Raw genomic sequence first — 20,455 nt, 5'->3', positions numbered from 1 at the left:
GTGCGCGGCGATGATCACGCCACTGCACCAGGACCTCGTCTTCCACGGTCCGCTGTCCGAAGAGCGCGCGGCCCGGTTGATCGCGTCCCTCGACGTCCGCCCCGGCGAGCGCGTGCTCGACCTCGGCTGCGGCTGGGCCGAGCTGTTGTTGCGCGTGCTCGAGGCCCAGCCCGGCGCCACCGGCATCGGGGTGGACCTCGCCGAGGACGACATCGAGCACGCCAGGGCACTGGCGGCGAGCCGCGGGCTCGCCGAGCGGACCACGTTCGTGGTCGGCGACGCGGCGGCGTGGTCCGGCGAGCCGGTGGACGTGGCTGTGAACCTCGGCGCGTCGCACGTGTTCGGCGGCGACCCGGCCGAGCACACCGCGAGAACCCTTGCCGCGTATGCGCAACGGCTCGCGCCCGGCGGCCGGTTGCTGCTCGGCGAGGGCTTCTGGCGGACCCCGCCGAGTGCCGCGGCGATGGAGTTCTTCGGCGGCGACACCGGCCAGTACGGCACGCTGGCCGAACTGGTGGAACTCGCGCAAGAGCACGGCTACCGCACGCTCGCCGTGTCCGAGGCGAGCATCGACGAGTGGGACGAGTTCCAGTTCGGCTACCTGCGCGGCTACGAGCGCCTGCTGCTCGACCACCCGGACGACGCGGAGACCCGCGCCAAGTCCGACCAGTTCCGCACGACCTACCTCGGCGCTTGGCGCGGAGTGCTCGGGATGGCCTACCTCACGCTGGTTCGCCCGCGCGCTTGAGCACGTGCGGCGGCACGTCGAACTCGCCGCGCAGGTCGTCGCTGGGCACCGGCTGACCCCACACCTGCTGGATCGGCAGCACGCCGGCCCAGGCCGCGGCGGCCTCGACGTCCTCCGGCTCGTCCTTCGGCCCGCCCGAGCGCACCTTCACCGACGCCTCGGTCAGGTCGACCGCCAGCAGCGCCGTCTTGGCCAGTTCCTTCTTCGTCGGCTGCCGCGCGTGGTCCCAGGACCCCGGCGCGAGGTGCTCGGTGAGCACGCGCAGGCCGTGTTGCTTGGCCACCGGGTCGGTGACCTCCTGCGCGTGGCCGAAGATGACCGCGGACCGGTAGTTCATGGAGTGGTCGAACACCGAGCGGGCGTAGACCACGCCGTCGAGCAGCGTCACGGTCACGCACACCGCCGCGCCCGCGCCGAGCGTGCGCAAGGTGGCCGCGCCGGTCGATCCGTGCAGGTAGAGCGTGTTGCCGTCGCGGGCGTAGCCGGTGGGCAGCACCACCGGCGCGCCGTCGACGACCATGCCCATGTGGCAGACCAATCCGGCGTCGAGGACGGCGTAGAGGTCGGCGCGATCGGTGCGTGCGCGCTCGCTCGCGCGGCGCAGCGTGGTGCGTTCGGTGGAAGACAGGTCCGTCACGGTGGTCAGTGTGCCGGGCCGAGTGGCATGGTTACAGGGCCACAACCTCGGAAATCCGGAAGGCCACTGTGACTGCTCCCGTCCTGCCGGTCACGTTGGACCGGACCTCGGACACGCCGCTCGCCGTGCAGCTGGCGGAGGCGGTGCGTGACGCGGCCGGTGACGGCCGACTGCGTGCGGGGGACCGGTTGCCGTCGACGCGCGCGCTGGCCGCGCAGCTGCGGGTGAGCCGGACCGTCACGGCGGCGGCCTACGAGCAGTTGCACGCCGAGGGGTGGATCGCGGGCCGGCACGGTTCCGGCACCTACGTGACGACCGCGCCGCCCGGCACCGTGCGCTCCGCGCCCGCCCGGCAACCGAAGCGCGATGCGGCCGCCACTGTCATCGACCTGACGCCCGGATCGCCGTGGACGGGCGGGATCGACCGCGCGGCCTGGCGGCGGGCCTGGCGGGCGGCGGCGGACGCGGCTCCGTTGACCCGCCACCAACGTGCCGGGCTGCCCGAGTTCCGCGCCACCGTGGGCGAACACCTGTTGCGCCACCGGGGTCTTCGGGTCGCCGACGACAGCACGGTGCTCGCCACCTCCGGCACCAGCTCGGCGGCCGCGGAGCTGGCGGCCGCGTTGTTGCGCCCGGGGGACACGGTCGCGGTGGAGGAACCCGGGTACCAGCGGGCGGTCGGCGCGTTGCGCGCGGCCGGGCTGACCGTGGTGACCGCCGAAGTGGACGCGGACGGCCTCGTGGTGGACGCGTTGCCGGCGCGGGCACGTGCGGTCTACTGCTCGCCCGCGCACCAATACCCGCTGGGCAGCAGGATGTCGGCGGGCCGCCGCGTCGCCCTGGTGGAGCGGGCGCGGGCCGAGGGCTGGCTGGTGATCGAGGACGACTACGACGGCGAGCTGCGCTACGACGTGGCGCCGCTGCCGTTGCTGGCCGCGCTCGCGCCGGATGTCGTGGTGCACCTCGGCACCACGAGCAAGATCCTCACGCCGACGCTCGGCACCGGCTGGATGGTCGCGCCGCCGCACGTGGCGTCGCAGGTGCTGGCCCACCGGGAGGCGACCGGCTCGTCGCCCTCGCCCGCCGGTCAGCTCGTGGTGGTGGAGCTGGCGCGCAACGGCGACCTCGGGCGGCACCTGCGCCGGCTGCGCCGGGAGCTGTCGGAGCGGCGCGCGATGCTGGTGGCGGCATTGGAAGAGGGTGGCGTGCCGGTCCTCGGTGACGACGCGGGTGCGCACCTGGTCGTGCCGATGTCCTCGGCGCGGGCGGAGGCGGACTTGCTGACCGCGGCGGCCGAGCGAGGGATCGTCCTGGACGGCCTGGCCCGCCACCACGCCGGCCGTGCGCGCTACTTCGGGATCGCCTTGGGCTACGCGGCTTGCTCCACAGCGGAGTTGCGCGCCGTCCTCCCCGCTCTGGTGGCCCTCTTGGGACGCACAGGCTAAGGCTTCCGCCCCTGGACCTCGATCGCCCGAGCCCGCGACACCTGGTCCTCACCAGCCTGTTCCTGCCAACGCGCGTCCCGGGAGTGCAACCTTTGCCGTGCACCGGGGAACGGCTTCGGCTCTGCGCTCGTTCGCAAGGAATAGGAAGGTGCGCCCGAGCGGCCCAGTCCCTGGCCGCGGTGTTCGAGGCGCGTGAGCATGACGAGGGCTGGAGGGGCACAAGGGCGACGGCGGGACCGGAGGTGCACCAGGCGACAGCGGGACCCGAGGTGCACCAGGGGGACCGCGGGACCGGAGGTGCACAAGGCGGGACGGCGGCTGGGGCTTCGAGGCCACGGGCACGGCGAGGACCGGAGGAGCGCAAAGGGGCAGCGGCCGGGGGCGTGGTACCGCCGTCCGGGTATGGTCAGCGACCATGTCCAGGACCAGGGTGGCAGTGATCTTCGGCGGTCGGAGCACCGAGCACGCGGTGTCCTGTTCGTCCGCGTCCAGCGTGCTGGCCAACCTCGATCCCGACCGCTACGAGGTGGTGCCGATCGGCATCACGCCGAGCGGGTCCTGGGTCCTCGGACCATCCGACCCCAAGACCCTCGAGATCCGGCAGCGGGCGCTGCCGAGCGTCGCCGGCGGCACGGCGCTCACCCTGCCCGCCGACCCGACGTCCGGAACGGTTGTGGCGCTGGAGAAGGGGCGCGAGGGCGAGGTGCTCGGCACCATCGACGTCGTCTTCCCCGTGCTGCACGGCGCCTATGGCGAGGACGGCACCATCCAGGGCCTGCTCGAGATGGCCGGCCAGCCCTACGTGGGCGCGGGCGTACTGGCCAGCGCCGTCGCCATGGACAAGGAGTACACGAAGAAGCTGCTGACCGCCGAGGGTCTTCCGGTTGGCCGCTACGAAGTGTTGCGCCGCAACGACAAGACGCTCAGCGCGGCCCAGCGCAACCGGCTCGGCCTGCCGGTGTTCGTCAAGCCGACGCGGGCCGGATCGTCCACCGGCATCAGCAAGGTCGACGACTGGGCCGACCTCGACGCGGCCATCGCCACCGCCCGCGAGATCGACCCCAAGGTCATCATCGAGGCCGCGGTCGTGGGCCGTGAGGTCGAGTGCGGCGTGCTGGAGTTCCCCGACGGGCGGGTCGAACCGTCGCTGCCCGCGGAGATCCAGCTCGCCAGCCGCGACTGGTACGACTTCGACGCCAAGTACCTCGACGACGTCTGCGAACTCGACATCCCCGCGAAGCTCGACGACGCGGTCGCCGAGCGGCTGCGCGCCATGGCGGTGGCGGCGTTCACCGCGCTGGACTGCCAGGGCCTGGCCCGGGTCGACTTCTTCGTTGGCGAGGACGGCACCGTGACCATCAACGAGGTCAACACGATGCCCGGGTTCACGCCCACCTCGGCATACCCGAAGATGTGGGCGGTCACCGGCTTGGACTACCCGACGCTGTTGTCGACCCTGATCGACACCGCGCTCGCCCGCGGCACCGGGCTGCGGTGACCGCGGCACTGGTGGCGGTCGGGAACGTCGCCAGATACCAGGAAGTCGGCAGGCCCCCGGGCGCGCGCTACCAGGTCGCGTCGGCCTCCCAGCAGTTCGCGGCGGCCGCGCTCATGGTCCTGGGCCTCGACCTGTCCGAACCGGTGCGCACCTGGCTGCCCGACGCGCGGCCGAACATCACGTTGCGCAGCCTGCTCACGCACACCGCCGGCGTCCCGGACTGGGGCACCGCGCCCGGCTTCGACCCGGCCGAGCCGATGCCCGTGGCCGACCGGGCCGCGCTGATCGCGTCGGCGCCGCGCTGGTTCACCCCGGGCTGGCACTACAGCGGCCCCGGCTACCTCGTGCTCGGCCACGTGATCACCCTCGAGGCCGGCGTGCCGTACGCGGACTTCTTGAAGGACAAGGTCTTCGAGCCGCTGCTCATGCACGACACCACCGTCGGCACGGTGCCCGACGACACGCTCACCGCGCGCGGTCGCAAGGAACGCCGCTACGTCGAGGGCTGGGACCTCACCCAGCTGACCGGCTGCGCGGACGTCTGGTCGACGCCCACGGACATGTGCATCTACATGCACGCCGTGCACACCGGCGAGTTCCTGCCGATGTCCGACCCGCTCGTGCCGGTGCGCGGTGCCGACGACGGCGCGCTGCACGCCGAGGAGTACGGCTACGGCTTCTTCCACGGCACCATCAACGACCGCAAGGCGATCTACCACACCGGCACCGCGCCGGGCTTCCGTTCGGCGTGTGTGTGGCTGCCCGACCACAAGGCCGCGATCGCCGTGCTGGCCAACGAGGAGACCTACAACGTCGCCGGCGCCGTGGCGCGGATGCTGCGCCACGCCCGCTCCCTCTCGCACTGGGCCTAGACACTGGGCTTAGAAGACCGGCTTGGCCGCCAAGGTCTTGCCGATCGTGCTCGACACGTCCTGGATCGGCCCGGTGCCCGCGTCCTGCGGGATCGTCAGCGCGACCGTGACCGCGCGATCGACGGCGTACCAGGTGATCGCGTCATCGCCGCCGATCGGCAGCCACTGCACGCCGGAGATCACGCGCAGCGAAGAGGTCCGGGTCAGCTCCGGCGGCCGGGACAGCCCGCAGCGCAGGACGACCGGCGACTCCGCCGGGCCCCAGGCGAGCGCCGCCTTCGGCGCCGGTGCGGCGATCTGCGCGCGGGCCAACGGCTTGCCGTTGCTGACGAGTGTCCTGGGCAGCGCCTTGACGAGCTTCGCGCAGTCCGCGCCGCCCGCGTCCGGGGCGTCCACCGGGACCAGGGCGACCGGCCGCGGCGCGGCGCTGGTGGTGGTCGGCGCAGGCCCGGCCGTGTCGGTGCCGCCGTTGACCACCGCGAGCACGATGACCCCGGCGATCAGCAGTCCGACGAGGACGGACGCGGCGATGACCGCGCCGCGCGGGTAGAAGGTCTTCTGCGACACGAGGTCCAGTCGACCACGGGCTAGAGCTTGACCACCGGGCAGGTCAGGGTCCGGGTGATCCCCTCCACGTTCTGCACGCGCGAGACGACGAGCTGGCCGAGCAGGTCGACGTTGTCGGCCTCCGCCCGCACGATCACGTCGTAGGGCCCGGTGACATCCTCGGCGGTGGTGACCCCGGGTATCCCGGCGATCTCGGCCGCGACCGCGGCTGCTTTGCCGACCTCGGTCTGGACAAGGATGTAGGCGTGGACCACGGCGCGCCCCTTCGTGTCGAAAGGTCCCCGGAAGGTAGGAACGTGGTCAGCAACGTACCCCAGTTGACCGGGACGTGGGGCATCCAACTGTCGGAGATCGGAGGATCTTGTGTCCGCTGACACACCTTCCGTCGCCGACGTCGGGGAGTTCGGGGTGATCTCGCGGATCACCGCCGGGCTGCGCCAGCCGCCGAGCACGCTGCTGGGGCCTGGCGACGACGCCGCCGTGATCGCCGCTTCGGATGGCCGGGTGGTGGCGAGCACCGACGTGCTGGTGGAGAACGTCCACTTCCGGCTGGACTGGTCCAACCCCGATCACGTGGGGCGCAAAGCGGTCGCGGTCAACCTCGCCGACGTCGCGGCCATGGGCGCCGTGCCGACCGCCGTGCTGGTCGGGCTCGCGTGCCCGCCGTCCACTCCGGCCGACGTGCTGGCCGGGATCTCCGGCGGCATCGCGGCCGCCGCGACCGCGGCCGGCGCGGGGGTGGTCGGCGGTGATCTGGTCGGAGCGCCCCAGCTGGTGATCTCCATCACGGCGTTGGGTGACCTCGGCGGGCGCGCCCCGGTGACCCGCGCCGGTGCGCGGCCCGGCGACGTCGTCGCCGTCACCGGCCGGATCGGCTGGTCGGCGGCCGGGCTCGCCACGCTGAGCCGCGGCTTCCGCTCGCCGGTCGCCGTGGTCGCCGCCCACCGGGTGCCGGAGCCGCCGTATGCCGCCGGACCCGCCGCCGCCGACGCGGGCGCGACCGCGATGGTCGACGTCTCCGACGGTTTACTGGCCGATCTGGGGCACGTGGCCGCGGCGTCCACTGTGGCCATCGACGTGCGGTCGGACGCGCTGGAACTGCCGCAGAAGCTGGTCGACGTGGCGGCCGCGCTGGGCGCGGACCCGATGCGCTGGGTCCTCACCGGCGGCGAGGACCACGCGCTCGCCGCCACCTTCCCCGGCGCGGTGCCGGATGGCTGGCGCGTGATCGGCACGGTGGCCGAGGGCAGCGGGGTCACGGTGGACGGCCGGCCGTACGAGGGTGCGAGTGGCTGGCAGCACTGGGGTTAGTGTCGTGCCCGTGATTCGGACGGTTCCCTACGACCACCCGGACGCGGCCATGCTGATCGAGCTCGTGCAGCAGGAGTACGTGGTCCGGTACGGCGGTCGTGACGACAGCCCGGTCGACCCGGCCCAGTTCGCGCCACCGCACGGGCTGTTCCTGGTCGCCTACCTCGACGACGCGCCGGTCGCGTGCGGGGGCTGGCGCGTCGCCAGCGCCGACGAGCCGAACCTGCTGGCCGGTGACATCGAGATCAAGCGCATGTTCGTGGCGGCGCAGGCGCGCGGGCGGGGGCTCGCGCGGGCCGTGCTCGCGGAGCTGGAGCGCACGGCGTTCGAGGCCGGGGGCAAGCGGATCGTGCTGGAGAGCGGGCAGGCGCAGCCGGAGGCGCTGGCGCTCTACGCGTCCAGCGGCTACGTCGACATCGAGCCGTTCGGCTACTACCGGTGCGCGCCGGAGAGCGTGCACCTGGGCAAAGCGCTTTCGGAGGACATGTGGCGATCTACGCCCTCGGTGACCTGATCCCGACCATCCACCCCGACGCCTACGTGCACCCCGACGCCACGGTCATCGGCGCGGTCACCGTGCACGCGCAGGCGTCGGTGTGGCCGCAAGCGGTGCTGCGTGGTGACTACGGCACGATCGAGGTCGGCGAGCGGACCAGCGTGCAGGACGGTTCGGTCGTCCACTGCACCCAGTTCCACCCGGTGGTGATCGGCCCCGACTGCGTCGTCGGCCACAACGTGCACATCGAGGGCGCGACGATCGGTGCGCGGTGCCTGATCGCGTCGGGATCGGTGGTGCTCAACGGTTCCGTCGTCGAGGACGGTGCCGTGGTCGGTGCCGGCGCGGTGGTGTCGTTCAACGGCCACGTCGCCGCGCGCACGATGGTCCTCGGGGTGCCCGCGCGGGTGCGGGAAGGGCACGAGGTGCCCGAGGACATGACGTCCGGCATCGTCGCGACCTACGTGGCCAACGTCCGGACCTTCAAGGCGAACCTGCGGCGGGTGGACTGATGGCACGCGTTCTCGTCGCGGGGTTCTACGTGGTCGCGATCGCGCTGGTGGCCGCGCTGGTCTGGATCGCGATCGCCGGCAGCACCGCGTGGACGATCCTGTGCGCGGTGCTCGCCGCGGTCGTCGCCGCCCTGGTCTGGAGCGTGTCGCGCTTCCGCCCGGTGGTGCCCGCCGGACCGTCGTTCCCGGTCGATCCCGCGGCCCAGCCGGACTTCTGGGCCGCCGTGCGCTCGGCGGCCGGCGAGGTGGGCAGCAGGGCGCCGGACGAGATCACCCTGGTGTCGGTCGCCGACCTGGCCCTGATCGAGGACGCGAAGTTCCTCGGTCTGGTGCGTGGCCGCCGGTCGCTGCTGATCGGCATCCCGCTGCTGGCCGGGCTTTCGGTCGGGCAGCTGCGGGCGACGCTGATCCAGGAGTTCGCCCGCGATTCGTTCGCGTGGCGGGCCCAGCAGCAGGTGGACCGCGCGGTGGCGTCGTCCGGCAAGATCCTGTTGATCGGCCCCTTGTTCCGGGCGTTCGCCGGTCTCTTCCGTGCCGTGGCCGGGAAGTCGGTGCGGGCGCAGCTCGCGCGGGCGGACGCCGAAGCCGTGCGCCGCACCGGCCGCTCGACCGTGGTCGAGGCCCTGCGCATGCGGGCGGCCATCGCTTCGGCGTGGCCGCAGTTCGCGGCCGAACACCTGTCCGACGGGCAGGCACCACCGAACCTGGCCAAGGTGTTTCACGAGTTCATCGCCGACCGCGACCCGGTTCCCGATCCCGCACGCGTGGCCGAGGTGGCGAAGCTGCCCGACACTCCCGCTGAGCCTGACGGCCGCGCGGCCCTCGACCTGTTCGAAGGCGACGCCCTGGCCTGATCAGCGCAGCTTGGTGGCGGCTTCGGCGAGGTCCCGGATCTTGTCGAAGTCGCCGGCCTTCACCACGTCCGCGGGCGTGAGCCAGCTGCCGCCCACGCACCCGACGTTCTTCAACGCCAGGTAGCCGGGCGCCGACGCGGGCGTGATCCCGCCGGTCGGGCAGAAGCGCAAGCCGGGCAACGGTCCCGCGATCGACTTCAGGTACGCGACGCCACCCGCGGCCTCCGCCGGGAAGAACTTGAGCGCCGTGAAACCGCGCTCCGCCAACCGCATCGCCTCCGACACGGTCGCCGCGCCCGGCAGCAACGGCAGCCCGGTCTCGGCGCACGCGTCCAGCACCTGGTCGGTGCACCCCGGCGTCACCAGGAAGGAAGCGCCCGCCGCGGCCGCCGCCTTCGCGTGTTCCGGTGCCGTCACGGTCCCGGCTCCGGTCACGATGTCCGGCACCTCGGCGGCGATCCGGCGGATCGACTCGAGCGCGGCCGGGGTGCGCAGCGTCACCTCGACGATGCCGATCCCGCCGGCCAGCAACGCCTTGGCCACGTCGACCGCAGTGGCTTCGTCGTCGAGGACGACCACCGGGACCACCGGCGAGACGGCAAGCAAGTCGGTCATGCGGTGAGCTCCAGTCCTTCTTCGTCGGCGGTTTCAGGGCAGTCGTAGCCGGGACCGAAGACGCTCGCCCCGGTGTCGGCCGGGCCGACCGCCTTGCGCAGCGCGGCGAACAGTTCGCGACCCGTGCCCGTCCACTCCTCGTCGGAAACCGTGTGGTCGGCGGGGATCCGGTCGCCCAGGTCGGCCAGCACCTCGATGGTGCCGCTGACCGCGTCCAACCGGATCAGGTCGCCGTCGTGGATCTTGGCGATGGGGCCGCCGTGCGCGGCCTCGGGCGTGCAGTGGATCGCGGCCGGGATCTTGCCCGACGCGCCGGACATCCGGCCGTCGGTGACCAGTGCGATCTTGTGGCCGCGGCTCATCAGCGAACCGAGCTGGGGCGTGAGCCCGTGCAACTCCGGCATCCCGTTGGCCGCCGGACCCTGTTGCCGCAACACGATCACGACGTCGCGGTCCAGTTCGCCGGTGCGGTAGGCGTCCTCGAACTCCTGCTGGCTGGTGAACACCCGCGCGGGCGCCTGCACGACCCGGTCCTGCGGCGCCACCGCGGAAACCTTGATCACCGCGCGGCCCAGGTTGCCCGACAGCATCCGCAGCCCGCCGTCCGGCGCGAACGGCTCGGCCACCGGCCGCAGCACGTCCAGGTCGCTGGAGGTCGACGGCCCGGCGCGCCAGACCAGTTCGCCCGCGTCCAGCACCGGCTCGCGGCGGTAGCGGTCCAGGCCCGGACCGTCCACAGTGGTCACATCCGCGTGCAGCAGCCCGGCGTCGAGCAGCGTGCCGATCAGGAACTGCACGCCACCCGCGGCGACGAAGTGGTTGATGTCCGCCTGGCCGTTCGGGTAGATCCGGGCCAGCAGCGGCACGACGGCCGACAGGTCCGCGAAGTCGTCCCACGACAACTGGATGCCCGCGGCCGCGGCGATCGCGACCAGGTGCAGCGTGTGGTTGGTCGAGCCGCCGGTGGCCAGCAGCGCGACGACGCCGTTCACGACGGACTTCTCGTCCACGACGCGTGCCAGCGGCGTGTACTCCGGGCCCAGCGCGGAGATCTCGACGGCGCGGCGGCCGGCGGCTTCGGTGAGCGCCTTGCGCAACGGCGTGCCCGGTGGAACGAACGTCGCACCCGGCAGGTGCAGGCCCATCACCTCGACGACGAGCTGGTTCGAGTTCGCCGTGCCGTAGAACGTGCACGTGCCGGGCGAGTGGTACGACTTCGACTCGCTGGCGAGCAGGTCCTCGCGGGTCGCGCGGCCCTCGGCGTAGAGCTGGCGCACGTGCGCCTTCTCGCCGTTGGACAGGCCGGAGGCCATCGGCCCGGCCGGCACCAGGATCGCCGGGAGCTGCCCGAACGACAGCGCGCCGATCAGCAGCCCGGGCACGATCTTGTCGCACACGCCGAGCAACAGCGTCGCGTCGAACATGTCGTGGGCGAGCGCGACGCCAGTGGCCATCGCGATCACCTCGCGGCTGAACAACGAGAGCTCCATGCCGGTGCGGCCCTGCGTGATGCCGTCGCACATGGCGGGCACGCCGCCGGCGAACATCGCCACGCCACCCGCGGCGCGTGCCGCGTCCTTGATCCACGCCGGGTACTCGTTCATCGGCTGGTGCGCCGACAGCAGGTCGTTGTAGGCGGAGACGATGGCGACGTTGGGAGTGCTGGATTCCTTGACGGTGACCTTGTCCTGACCACCGCAGCCGGCGAACCCGTGGGCCAGGTTGCTGCAGCCGAGCCCCGCGCGCACCGGGCCCTCGGTGGCGGCGGCCTCGACGCGGCGCAGGTACGCGGCACGGGTGCGGGCGCTGCGTTCGGTGATCCGTTGGGTCACAGCAGCAACAACAGGATGGGGCACGCTCATGGGTCGTCTCCGATTCGACAGCTCTCATCGGGCAGGCCGGGAAACGACGTCGCTGGCGGTCCACCGGGCGTGGCGTCCCGCACATTACCGATGCGCTCGCTTGCCTGTCAAAATCGATTCAGTACGCGTATACAACCCATGCTGTGCCACCCCGCTGGAAGGCGGCTAGAACGCAGGAATGCGGGGCCACTCCGCGCCGTGGCCCCGCATTCCCCTCAGGAGATGGCCTAGTCGTACTTGTCCTGGTTGACGAACTTCGCGAACGCGCGCCACGAGTTCGGCCCCATCACGCCGTCGACCGGACCCGTGTAGCCCCACCGTTGCCCCAGCCGTTGCGCCGCCGCCCACGTGTTGACCCCCGGGACACCATCGATCGGCCCGGAGTAGCCGTAGTCGCGCATCGCTCGCTGGAACGCCGCGTAGGTGTTCACGCCCGGCACCCCGTCGATCGGGCCTGTGTACCCCTGCTCGATCCGCAGCCAGTTCTGCGTGCGTTCCCACATGATCGGCCCGGGCACGCCGTCGGTCTCGGTCGTGGTCTTCGGCAGCTTCGCGGGCGGGACCGGATCGCTCGGGGTCACGACGTCGAACGCGTCGGCCTTGGCCACGTCCAGGTCGACGCGGATCCCGCCGACCGAGCCCTTGGACGTGTACTGGTGCACGCTCCACGCCGGATAGGCGCCACCGAGGTCGGGCTCGCCGGGATAGGTGCCGTCGTTCGCGCCCCACGACGCGACCCAGAGCTTGGTGCCGGTCGCGATCGTCTGCGGCCACGACTGCGAACGCAGGTTCCCCGCGCCGATGTAGAGCCACGGCACGTGGTCGCCGACGCGCTCGTGCACGCGGGTGAAGAACGCGGCCACGTCGGCGTCGTTCCACAACCGGGTCGAGTCGTCGAGGACCTCGTCGTCCAGCGCCAGCACATCGCCGGGCCGGTAGTCCACGAGGTGGTCCACGAAGTAGTCGGCCGAGGCCGTCGGCGACAGGAAGTCGCCGGACAGCCAGTAGTGCCCGACGTGCAACCCGTGTGCCCGTGCGCCTGCCACCAGGCCCGGGTAGGACGTGCTGACATACGGGCCGCTCGCCAGTTGCGAGCCGCCCTCCTTGACGATGGCGAAACCACCGACCTGGCTGAAGTCGATCCCGGCCTGCGAGCCCGACACGTCCACACCCGGGGTCGTCCCGGGTGGCACCATCGCGGTGACGGCGATGACCGCCGCGATCAACGGCTGCGCGAACATCAGCTGTACTTGTCCTGGTTGACGAACCGGGCGAACCCACGCCACGAGTTCGGGCCCATCACGCCGTCCACCGGACCCGTGTAACCCCATTGCGCGGCAAGGCGTTGCACCGCCGCCCACGTGTTCGGGCCCGGCACGCCGTCGATCGGCCCGCCGTAGCCGTACGCACGCATCGCGCGCTGCAGCGCCGCGTAGGTGTTCACGCCGGGCACCCCGTCGATCGGGCCCGCGTAGCCCTGCTCGATGCGCAGCCAGTTCTGCGTGCGTTTCCACATGATCGGGCCGGGCACGCCGTCCGACTCGGTCGTGGTCTTCGGCAGGCCACCGCCACCACCGCCGCCCACGTACTCCAGCGGGTTGATGCGCACGCCGCTCGGGTTGATCATGTGCCAGTGCAGGTGCGGACCGGTCGAGTTGCCCGAGCCCGGCGCACCGGCGGCACCACCGGACAGGCCGACGACGGCGCCCATGCCGACGCGGGTTCCGTTGGCCAGCAAGAACTGCGACAGGTGCATGTACTGGCTGCGGTAGCCGTTGTCGTGGGTGATGGTGACGGTGTTGCCGCCGGTGCCGTTCTCCGGGATGTTGGTGATCACGCCCGCGCCACACGCGGGCAGGTTCGTCCCGACGGCCATGCCGAAGTCGATGCCGCCGAGCGAGCCCTCGTTGAGGTGGTCCTGCCAGGTGCCGGTGATCGGGTACGCGGCGAACGGGTTGTAGAACCCGGGCACGTCGGCGAACGCCGTCACCGCACCGATCCCGGCCGCGGTGACCACGCCGGCCGCCGCCGTCCCGCGCAAGAAGGTCCGCCTGCTGAGTCCGTTGTTGCTCATCGACCGACTCCCACGTCCAATGGTTGCTTTGCCACGAACGTAGGGCGGTGCGGGTGCGCGGACATCAGGTGTTCGACCGACCGCCATTCGGGTCAAAGGTCCTCGAGGCGCACCAGCCCGTCCTGGATCGCCCGGGCCACGAGCGCCGCCTTGGTCGGCGCCTGCCTGCCGCTCATCGCGTACTTCACCCGGATGTGCTCCAGGTGCGTGTTGACCGTGCTGAGGGAGATCCCCAGGCGCTGCGCCACGAAGTCCTTGGACTCGGACTGGAACCACTCGACGAGCACCTCGGTCTCGCGCGCCGACAACGCCGGCCGGCTCGCCGACCGGTCGCCCGCCAGCGCACCCGCGAGCGAGGGCGGCGTGTAGGCGCGGCCGAGGGCCGCGATCCTGGTGGCCTGCAACAGGTGTTCGGCGCCCTCGGCCTTGGTCAGGTAGCTCAGCGCCCCGAGTTCCAGGCACTGCAACGCGGTTTCGTCATCCGAGCGCATCGAGTAGACGACGACGTGGCGGCCGGCCTGCACCAGCCTACGCAGCTCGCCCAGCGCCGGGGCCGGCCCGCCGAGGTGCAGGTCGAGGATGACCACGTCGGCTTCCGCGCCGTCGCCGACCCATGCGACCTTGGGGTCGTCGCCTGCGGCCGCGACCCGGATCGGGGGCGTGCCGGAGGAAAGCCAGTGGATCACCCCGGCGCGGATCGCCGGGTGGTCGTCGACCACGACCGCGCTCAGCTCGTCCGCCGCCACCGGGCCTCCATCCGCGTGTGCTCACCGTAGACGCCGCACTCGACCTCCACGTGGGCTGACGAAGCGGCGGCCAGGCCGGTTCCCGCGTCCGACACGACGGCGACCCGCACCTCGTCGTCGGTGCGCAACACGCTCACCCGCGCCCGTGTGCGCGCGGCCGACAACGTCGTGGCCACCGGGCCGGTGAGGTCGCGACGCACGTCGGCGGGCACGTCGACCGCGGCTCCGCTGACCGCGAGCGACACGTCGAGCCCGCGCCGCTCGGCCACGTCGACGCACGCGGACACCTCGTGCACCAACGGATCCGGCACGTCGTCGTTCTCCGCGAACAACCGGCGCAACTGGGTCGCGGCCAGCGCGCACCGTTGCCGGGTGCCGGCCGCTCGCGGGTCGAGCTCGCCGTCGGCGAGCCCGGCGAGCAGCGGCAGGACCTCGCCCAGCTGTTCGGCGAAGACCGCTCGCTGCCCCTGTTCCCATTGCTCGGCCACGGCCACGCGGATGGCCTGCCGGTCCCGTTCGGCCGCCGCCGCAACCGCTTGCGCGGTGCTGCGCCGCAACACCCGCGTGAACACGACGACCGCCAGCTGCAGCGTCACGGCCCCGAACACGATGATCGCCGCCGTCCCGACCCGCCCGCGATCGGTGCCGCCCGCCAGGAAGAACTGCGCGACGCTGCTCGTCAAGTGTGCGGCCAAGGCCGTGAGCAGCAACGGAACCCGGTCCAGCAGCAACAGCAGCAGGTGCCAGCCGACCAACCCCAGCGGCCAGTCGCCCGCGCCGATGTGCTCGTCCGGTGGCAGCGCGGCACTCGCGGCGACGGAGGCGGCCAACGCGACCACTGTGCCGACCGCGATCACCGCCGTGGGCAACGGTTCGCGCCGCAGCACCCAGATCGCGCACGCGATCGTGACCAGCCCCAACGCGGCGAACGCGGTGAGCGCGAGCCACATCGGACGGTGCGCGTAGCCGAAGAGCGTGCGCGGGCAGAGGCCGAACTGGACGACGGCGACGACGCCGAGCAGCGCCAGCCGCATGGTCGGGTGGACGTGATCACGCATCGGGCCACACCAACCGGATGATCGTCCCGTTGCCCGCGCTCGAGGTGATGGTCGCGTTGCCACCGGCGTCGCGCATCCGGTCGACGATCGAGCCGCGGATGCCGCGCCGGGCCGGGGTCACCGCGTCCGGTTCGAAGCCGATGCCGTCGTCGCGAACGGTCACCACGCCGGGCTCGGCGCGGACGCTCGCGGTCCGGACGCCGGCATGCCGCTCGACGTTGAGCAGCGCCTCGCGGACCGCGCGCACCACCGCCAACGCGGTGGCGGCCGGAACCCGCAACCCGGTCGGCAAGTCGGCGTGCACGGTCAGCGGCCCACGGTCCACAACGGACCGCAGTGCCGCGCCCAGGTCGACCGGACTGTCCTGCGTGGTCGATCGGGTGAGCACGGCGAGGTCGTGCCGCGCGTACTCGGCGACCCGGTCCGGATCGGCGCCGTCGGTCACCATGAGCAACGTCGCGCTCGCGGTGTCGTGCAGCAGCGCCAGGTATTCGCGTTCCTGGCGTCGGCGTTCACGCGAGAGCGCCTCCGCGCGTTCCAGCTCGACGCGTCGCGCCCGCAGCCGGTCCACCCGCCTGCTCGACCGTCGCAACAGCTGGAAACCCAGCTGCGCCAAGGCACATTCGACCACCAACCGCGGCCCGATCTCCGCCGCGGTGCCCAGTCCCGCCACCGCCAGGTAGACGGCGAGGAGCCCGGTGGTCGTGGGCCACGCGATCTTCGGCGGGTGGTCCCACTGCAAGGTGATCGCCGTGATGGTCAGCGCGTTGAACGCCCACTGGCCGGGGATCCACTCCTGGGTGAGGCAGAGGGCGAGCACCCGCGCCACGGCGAGCACGAACACCGCGTGTCCCGAACACTCGACGACCGCGCTGGCGAGCACGAAGCCGAGCAGCGCCAACCCGAGCGCCAGGTGTTCGCCCGGCACCGCGAGCGTCCCGAAGGTGCTGATCAGCACCAGGGCGAGCGCTCGGATCGGACCGGCGAACCGGCGCGCGGCGGCGAGGAACTCGGCCTCGGCGCTGCCCACCCGCCAGACCCTAACCCCCGGGACTAGAGTTCCGCGGGTGGCAAAGCCGTTGAGTGAGATCGTCGAAGCCGGCTGGGCGCAGGCGTTGCAGCCCGCCGAAGCACAGATCGCCGCGATGGGCGAGTTCCTGCGTGCCGAGATCGCCGCCGGGCGCAAGTACCTGCCGGCCGGGGAAAACGTGCTGCGCGCGTTCAAGCAGCCGTTCCACCAGGTGAAGGTGCTGATCGTCGGCCAGGACCCCTACCCGACGCCGGGCCACCCCGTCGGGCTGTCGTTCTCCGTGGCCCCGGACGTGCGGCCGCTGCCCAAGAGCCTGGTCAACATCTACAAGGAGTACGCCGAGGACCTCGGCCACCCGCTGCCGTCCAACGGCGACCTGTCGCCGTGGACCGAGCAGGGCGTGCTGCTGCTCAACAGGGCGCTCACCGTGGAGCCGGGCAAGACCAACTCGCACCAGGGCAAGGGCTGGGAGGCGGTGACCGAACAGGCGATCCGCGCGCTGGCCGCCCGCGGTGGCCCGCTGGTCGCGATCCTGTGGGGCCGCAACGCCCGCAACCTCAAGCCGCTGCTGGATCCGGTGCCGTGCATCGAATCCGCCCACCCGAGCCCCTTGTCGGCCCACAACGGCTTCTTCGGCTCGCGGCCCTTCAGCCGTGCGAACGAGCTGCTCGTCAAGCAGGGCGGCGACCCGGTGGACTGGAAGCTCCCGTAATAAACGCTTTGCTCGATCCCTAGGGTCGGACCCATGAGGGGACGACGGGATCTGCTGCTGCTCGCCTCCGGTCTCGCGGTCTCGGTGTTCGGCAGCGCGATGACCGGCATCGTCTTGTTGTTGCAGGCCCAGCCCAAAGGCGGGCTCGCGGTGGCCGCGGTGTTGATCGCGGAGTTGGTGCCGGTCATCGTCGCCGCGCCGGTGTCCGGGGTGCTGGTGGACCGGTTGCCCAACAAGCGGCTGCTCTCCTCGGCCCTCGTGCTGCAGGCCGGCGGGGTCGGGTTGATCATCCTGGGGCTGGCGAGCCTGCCCGTGGTGCTGATCGGGTTGGTGCTCGTCGGGTTCGGCGCGTCGGTCGCCAACCCGACCGCGTCGGCGCTGGTGCCCGCGGTGGCGGGGGAGGAGTGGTCGACCCGCGGCTACGCGTGGGTCGCGACCGGCCGTTCGTTCGGCACGCTCGTCGGCGTCGCGGTCGGCGGGGTCCTGGTCGGGCTGCTCGGCGCGCATGGCGCACTGCTGGTCGACGGGCTGACCTACCTGGTCGACGCGGCTCTGGTACTCACCCTTCGCGCCGATCGGGTTCCGCACCAGCATAAACGGCGGCCACGCGCCCTGGACGGCTGGCGGTTCCTGCGGGCCGACCCGGTACTGCTGACGGTCGTGGCCAGCCTCGCGGTGACGATCGCCGGCATCGTGCTGATCAACGTCGCCGACGTGTTCTTCGTCGTCGACGTCCTGGGTGGCGGTGCGATCACCATCGGCCTGCTGCAGGGCTGCTGGATGATCGGCATGCTCACCGGCGCGCGCGTCGCCGCGCGCCTGCGTTCGGTGCACGCCCTGGTGACCGGGCTCGGCGTGGCCGGCTGCACCATCGGGCTCGCGTCCATGATCCCCGCGGCGGTGCCGTTCGTGCTGGTCAACGGCGCGTGCTTCCTGCTCGGCGGGATCAGCAACGCCGTGCAGAACGTCACCCAGCAGGGACTGGTGCGGCTACGCACACCCGAAGACCAACGTGGACGGGTCTTCGCGGCCACCGGGTCGCTGCTCAACACCGCCAACGTCAGCGGGACGGTCGCGGGCGGCTTCGTGGTCGGCGCGATCGGGCCGCGGTGGACGTTCGCGGTCGCGGGCACCGCCGCGCTGCTGTCCGGCCTCGCCGCCTTGGTCTTGCGGGTCCGGACACGCGAAACGGCGCCGGTGACCTGAGGTCACCGGCGCCGATCTGGTCGCTGCGGCTCAGCCCTTGGTGACCTTGCCGGCCTTCATGCACGAGGTGCACACGTTCAGACGCTTGCGCTGCGAAAGACCGACCTTCGCGTGCACGGTCTGGATGTTCGGGTTCCACCGACGGTTGGTTCGGCGGTGCGAGTGCGAGACCGACTTGCCGAAGCCCGGCCCCTTGCCGCAGACGTCGCAGACGGCAGCCACGTCAGTCACTCCTTCTGGTTGGGTAACCTCCGCGCGCCATGGTTCGGCAACACGGACACGCCCAGCCAGGCCGGGCAACTCGATACAGGGTAACCGGTGGCTGCGGCGCGGTTCAAACCGGGTCGCCTCGCTAGGCTGAGCGCTCCGACCGCGGAAGGGGAGGGCCGTGTTGCCGAAGACCATTCGCACGAGCCCGGTGCCCTTCGCCCCGCTCACCGCCGCCCCGGGGGGCGAATCTTGACCGGACCTCTGCAGGTGCTGGACGCCGCCGCGGTCCGCCGCCTCGCCGCGACCTGCGTGCAGGCGCTCGACGCGCACAAGGATGCCATCAACCGCATCAACGTCTACCCGGTGGCCGACGGCGACACCGGCGCCAACATGCTGGCGACCATGCGTGCCGGGCTCGACGCCCTGCTGCGGGCACCCGCCGCTGAGCGGTCCGGAGCCGGGCAAGCCCTGAGCGTGCTCGCCAAGGGCGCGCTCACCGGTGCGCGGGGCAACTCCGGGGTACTGCTCTCGCAGTTGTTGCGTGGCATGGCCGAAGCGGTCCGCGATGAGTCCGAAGTAGACGGTGAGGGGCTGGCCGCCGCCCTCGCGCGCGGGTCGGACCTGGCCGCCGCGGCGCTGTCGGATCCGGTCGAGGGCACGATGCTGACCGTCCTGCACGCGGCGGCCTCGGCGGCGTCCGGCGTGCACACCGGTGACCTGCACGACGTGGCCGTGGCCGCGGTGAACGCCTCGGCCGACGCCCTGTCCCGCACCCCGCGCCAGCTGCCGCAACTCGCCGAGGCCGGCGTGGTCGACGCCGGTGGGCGCGGCGCGGTCGTGGTGCTGGAGTCGCTGCTCTCGGTGGTCGCCGACGAACCGATCGGCATGTCGGCGTTGATCGCCCCGCAGCGCACGCCGGAGTCGCTGGTCACGGCGCGCGAGGCCGGGTCGGAGAAGTACTCCTACGAGGTCATGTACCTCATCGACGGCGCGGACGAGCAGGGTGCGGTGCGGCTGCGCGACACGCTGTCCGGGCTGGGCGACTGCGTGTCGGTCGCGGGCGACGGCGACGGCCTGTGGACCGTGCACGTGCACTGCAACGACATCGGCGCGGCCATCGAGGTCGGCGTCGAGACCGGGCGCCCGCACCGCATCACCGTCGCCCGCTTCGCCGACGAGCCCGTGGCCGCTTCGCCTCGGTTCGGCACGGACCGGGCCGTGGTGGTCGCCGGGCGTGGCGAGGGCCTGGCCGAGCTGGCGCGGGCGGAGGGCGCGACGGTCCTGGTGGTCGACGAGTCGGCCGACGCCTACGCCCTGCTGCAGCTGATCGGGTCGACCGGAGCGGCGCAGGTCACCGTCCTGCCGGCCGGCGCCGACCTCACCGAGCTGGCCGACGAGGCCGCGATCCGCGCGGTGGCCGGCGGTCAGGACGTCGTGGTGGTGCCGTGTGCGTCGCCGGTGCAGGCGCTGGCCGCGCTGGCCGTGCACGACGTGCGCCGGACCGCCTCGGACGACGTCGTCGGCATGGCCGAGGCCGCGGCGGCGATGCGGCGCGGTGACGTGACGGTGGCGACCGAGGACGCCATGTCGTGGGTCGGCCGGGTCGCCGCGGGTGACGTGCTCGGCTTCACCGACGGGGAAGTGGTGCTGATCGAGCCCGGCCCCGCCGACGAGGAGGCGGTGACCCGGGCGGCCTGCGCGGTGGTGGACCGGATGCTGGCCGCGGGCGGCGAGCTGGTCACGGTGCTGCTCGGCGCCGGTGCGCCGGAAGGATTGGCCGACGAGCTCGAGGACTTCCTGCGCCGGGAGCGCCCGGAGGCGGAACTGGCCGTCTACCCGGGCGGCCAGCCCGACACGGTGCTGGCCATCGGCGTCGAGTGAGCGGGGTTTTCCACAGGCGGGTAGTTGTCCACAGATCCGCCTCTGGCGCCCCACACCCCCGCTGACCTCGATAGACTGGCTGAAGGGGTGCCCCCGGGACGGGCGGGGGTTTGTCTCGCGC

Annotated in this window: 22 protein-coding genes; 11 read left to right on the top strand and 11 right to left on the bottom strand. The window is 72.3% G+C overall.

Features of this window, described 5'->3' with window-relative positions; all coding sequences use genetic code 11:
* Positions 1-10 precede the first annotated feature (10 nt).
* A complete protein-coding gene (locus tag EV186_RS19070; RefSeq protein ID WP_166659231.1) occupies positions 11-748 on the top strand; it encodes an SAM-dependent methyltransferase in 738 nt (245 codons plus the stop codon).
* On the opposite strand, the gene EV186_RS19065 is transcribed toward EV186_RS19070, so the two are convergent.
* Complete coding sequence (locus EV186_RS19065; RefSeq protein ID WP_133850674.1) at positions 723-1,385, bottom strand: pyridoxamine 5'-phosphate oxidase family protein; 663 nt, start codon at positions 1,383-1,385, stop codon at positions 723-725. The genes EV186_RS19070 and EV186_RS19065 overlap by 26 nt on opposite strands.
* A 68-nt stretch (positions 1,386-1,453) precedes the next feature.
* Between EV186_RS19065 and pdxR the strand changes: the two genes are divergently transcribed.
* The 3 genes from pdxR (at position 1,454) to EV186_RS19050 (ending at position 5,200) form a co-directional block, all read left to right on the top strand.
* Positions 1,454-2,830 carry a MocR-like pyridoxine biosynthesis transcription factor PdxR gene (gene pdxR / locus EV186_RS19060; RefSeq protein WP_243754142.1) on the top strand — a complete coding sequence of 459 codons (1,377 nt, stop codon included), beginning with the start codon at positions 1,454-1,456 and terminating at the stop codon, positions 2,828-2,830.
* Between the two features lie 415 nt (positions 2,831-3,245).
* A complete protein-coding gene (locus EV186_RS19055; protein WP_133850673.1) occupies positions 3,246-4,328 on the top strand; it encodes a D-alanine--D-alanine ligase family protein in 1,083 nt (360 codons plus the stop codon).
* Complete coding sequence (locus EV186_RS19050) at positions 4,325-5,200, top strand: serine hydrolase domain-containing protein (protein ID WP_166659230.1); 876 nt, start codon at positions 4,325-4,327, stop codon at positions 5,198-5,200. The genes EV186_RS19055 and EV186_RS19050 overlap by 4 nt, the downstream gene beginning before the upstream one ends.
* Positions 5,201-5,209: 9 nt before the next feature.
* Here EV186_RS19050 and EV186_RS19045 read toward each other — a convergent pair whose 3' ends face one another.
* Together EV186_RS19045 and EV186_RS19040 are read right to left on the bottom strand one after the other, a co-directional pair.
* Positions 5,210-5,767, bottom strand: coding sequence for a DUF3515 domain-containing protein (locus tag EV186_RS19045; RefSeq protein ID WP_133850671.1), 558 nt, complete (start codon positions 5,765-5,767; stop codon positions 5,210-5,212).
* Positions 5,768-5,787: 20 nt separating this feature from the next.
* Positions 5,788-6,021, bottom strand: a complete 234-nt coding sequence (locus EV186_RS19040; RefSeq protein ID WP_133850670.1) for an Lrp/AsnC ligand binding domain-containing protein — start codon at positions 6,019-6,021, stop codon at positions 5,788-5,790.
* Positions 6,022-6,130: 109 nt separating this feature from the next.
* Here EV186_RS19040 and EV186_RS19035 point away from each other — a divergent pair, with 109 nt between their 5' ends.
* The 4 genes from EV186_RS19035 to EV186_RS19020 are packed head-to-tail and all read left to right on the top strand — an operon-like array spanning position 6,131 to position 8,940.
* Entirely contained in the window at positions 6,131-7,078 is a 948-nt protein-coding gene (locus EV186_RS19035) for a thiamine-phosphate kinase (RefSeq protein WP_133850669.1), read from the top strand.
* 49 nt (positions 7,079-7,127) lie between these two features.
* A complete protein-coding gene (locus EV186_RS19030; RefSeq protein ID WP_133851348.1) occupies positions 7,128-7,592 on the top strand; it encodes a GNAT family N-acetyltransferase in 465 nt (154 codons plus the stop codon).
* Entirely contained in the window at positions 7,565-8,086 is a 522-nt protein-coding gene (locus EV186_RS19025) for a gamma carbonic anhydrase family protein (RefSeq protein ID WP_133850668.1), read from the top strand. The genes EV186_RS19030 and EV186_RS19025 overlap by 28 nt, the downstream gene beginning before the upstream one ends.
* Complete coding sequence (locus EV186_RS19020) at positions 8,086-8,940, top strand: M48 family metalloprotease (RefSeq protein ID WP_133850667.1); 855 nt, start codon at positions 8,086-8,088, stop codon at positions 8,938-8,940. Before EV186_RS19025 ends, EV186_RS19020 begins: the two co-directional genes overlap by 1 nt.
* Here EV186_RS19020 and eda read toward each other — a convergent pair whose 3' ends face one another.
* The 7 genes from eda to EV186_RS18985 all read right to left on the bottom strand — a co-directional run bounded on the left by eda (position 8,941) and on the right by EV186_RS18985 (position 16,325).
* Positions 8,941-9,555, bottom strand: a complete 615-nt coding sequence (gene eda, locus EV186_RS19015; RefSeq protein ID WP_133850666.1) for a bifunctional 4-hydroxy-2-oxoglutarate aldolase/2-dehydro-3-deoxy-phosphogluconate aldolase — start codon at positions 9,553-9,555, stop codon at positions 8,941-8,943. It abuts the gene before it with no gap.
* Positions 9,552-11,417, bottom strand: coding sequence for a phosphogluconate dehydratase (gene edd, locus EV186_RS19010; protein WP_133850665.1), 1,866 nt, complete (start codon positions 11,415-11,417; stop codon positions 9,552-9,554). The genes eda and edd overlap by 4 nt, the downstream gene beginning before the upstream one ends.
* Positions 11,418-11,644: 227 nt before the next feature.
* Positions 11,645-12,658 (bottom strand): GH25 family lysozyme, encoded by a 1,014-nt coding sequence (locus tag EV186_RS19005; RefSeq protein WP_208115680.1) that lies wholly within the window; start codon positions 12,656-12,658, stop codon positions 11,645-11,647.
* Positions 12,658-13,491 (bottom strand): peptidoglycan DD-metalloendopeptidase family protein, encoded by an 834-nt coding sequence (locus EV186_RS19000; RefSeq protein ID WP_133850664.1) that lies wholly within the window; start codon positions 13,489-13,491, stop codon positions 12,658-12,660. The genes EV186_RS19005 and EV186_RS19000 overlap by 1 nt, the downstream gene beginning before the upstream one ends.
* A 92-nt stretch (positions 13,492-13,583) precedes the next feature.
* Positions 13,584-14,237: a response regulator gene (locus tag EV186_RS18995; protein WP_133850663.1), complete on the bottom strand. Its 654-nt coding sequence runs from the start codon at positions 14,235-14,237 to the stop codon at positions 13,584-13,586.
* Positions 14,219-15,295, bottom strand: a complete 1,077-nt coding sequence (locus EV186_RS18990; RefSeq protein WP_133850662.1) for a hypothetical protein — start codon at positions 15,293-15,295, stop codon at positions 14,219-14,221. The genes EV186_RS18995 and EV186_RS18990 overlap by 19 nt, the downstream gene beginning before the upstream one ends.
* A complete protein-coding gene (locus EV186_RS18985; RefSeq protein ID WP_208115679.1) occupies positions 15,288-16,325 on the bottom strand; it encodes a sensor histidine kinase in 1,038 nt (345 codons plus the stop codon). Before EV186_RS18985 ends, EV186_RS18990 begins: the two co-directional genes overlap by 8 nt.
* Positions 16,326-16,362: 37 nt before the next feature.
* Between EV186_RS18985 and EV186_RS18980 the strand changes: the two genes are divergently transcribed.
* Both EV186_RS18980 and EV186_RS18975 read left to right on the top strand, forming a co-directional pair.
* Positions 16,363-17,037 carry a uracil-DNA glycosylase gene (locus EV186_RS18980; protein WP_243754141.1) on the top strand — a complete coding sequence of 225 codons (675 nt, stop codon included), beginning with the start codon at positions 16,363-16,365 and terminating at the stop codon, positions 17,035-17,037.
* Positions 17,038-17,070: 33 nt separating this feature from the next.
* Positions 17,071-18,243 (top strand): MFS transporter, encoded by a 1,173-nt coding sequence (locus EV186_RS18975; RefSeq protein ID WP_133850661.1) that lies wholly within the window; start codon positions 17,071-17,073, stop codon positions 18,241-18,243.
* A gap of 30 nt (positions 18,244-18,273) precedes the next feature.
* On the opposite strand, the gene rpmB is transcribed toward EV186_RS18975, so the two are convergent.
* On the bottom strand, positions 18,274-18,465 hold the full coding sequence (rpmB, locus tag EV186_RS18970; RefSeq protein ID WP_133850660.1) for a 50S ribosomal protein L28: 192 nt from the start codon (positions 18,463-18,465) through the stop codon (positions 18,274-18,276).
* Between the two features lie 237 nt (positions 18,466-18,702).
* On the opposite strand from rpmB, the gene EV186_RS18965 reads away from it, so the two are divergent.
* Positions 18,703-20,334 carry a DAK2 domain-containing protein gene (locus EV186_RS18965; RefSeq protein ID WP_243754140.1) on the top strand — a complete coding sequence of 544 codons (1,632 nt, stop codon included), beginning with the start codon at positions 18,703-18,705 and terminating at the stop codon, positions 20,332-20,334.
* The last annotated feature ends 121 nt before the right edge of the window (positions 20,335-20,455 follow it).

Source organism: Labedaea rhizosphaerae (genome assembly GCF_004362825.1).
GTDB classification, from domain to species: Bacteria; Actinomycetota; Actinomycetes; order Mycobacteriales; family Pseudonocardiaceae; genus Labedaea; species Labedaea rhizosphaerae.
The sequence above is the reverse complement of the archived record's forward strand: the minus strand, read 5'-3'. Positions and strand labels throughout refer to the sequence as shown.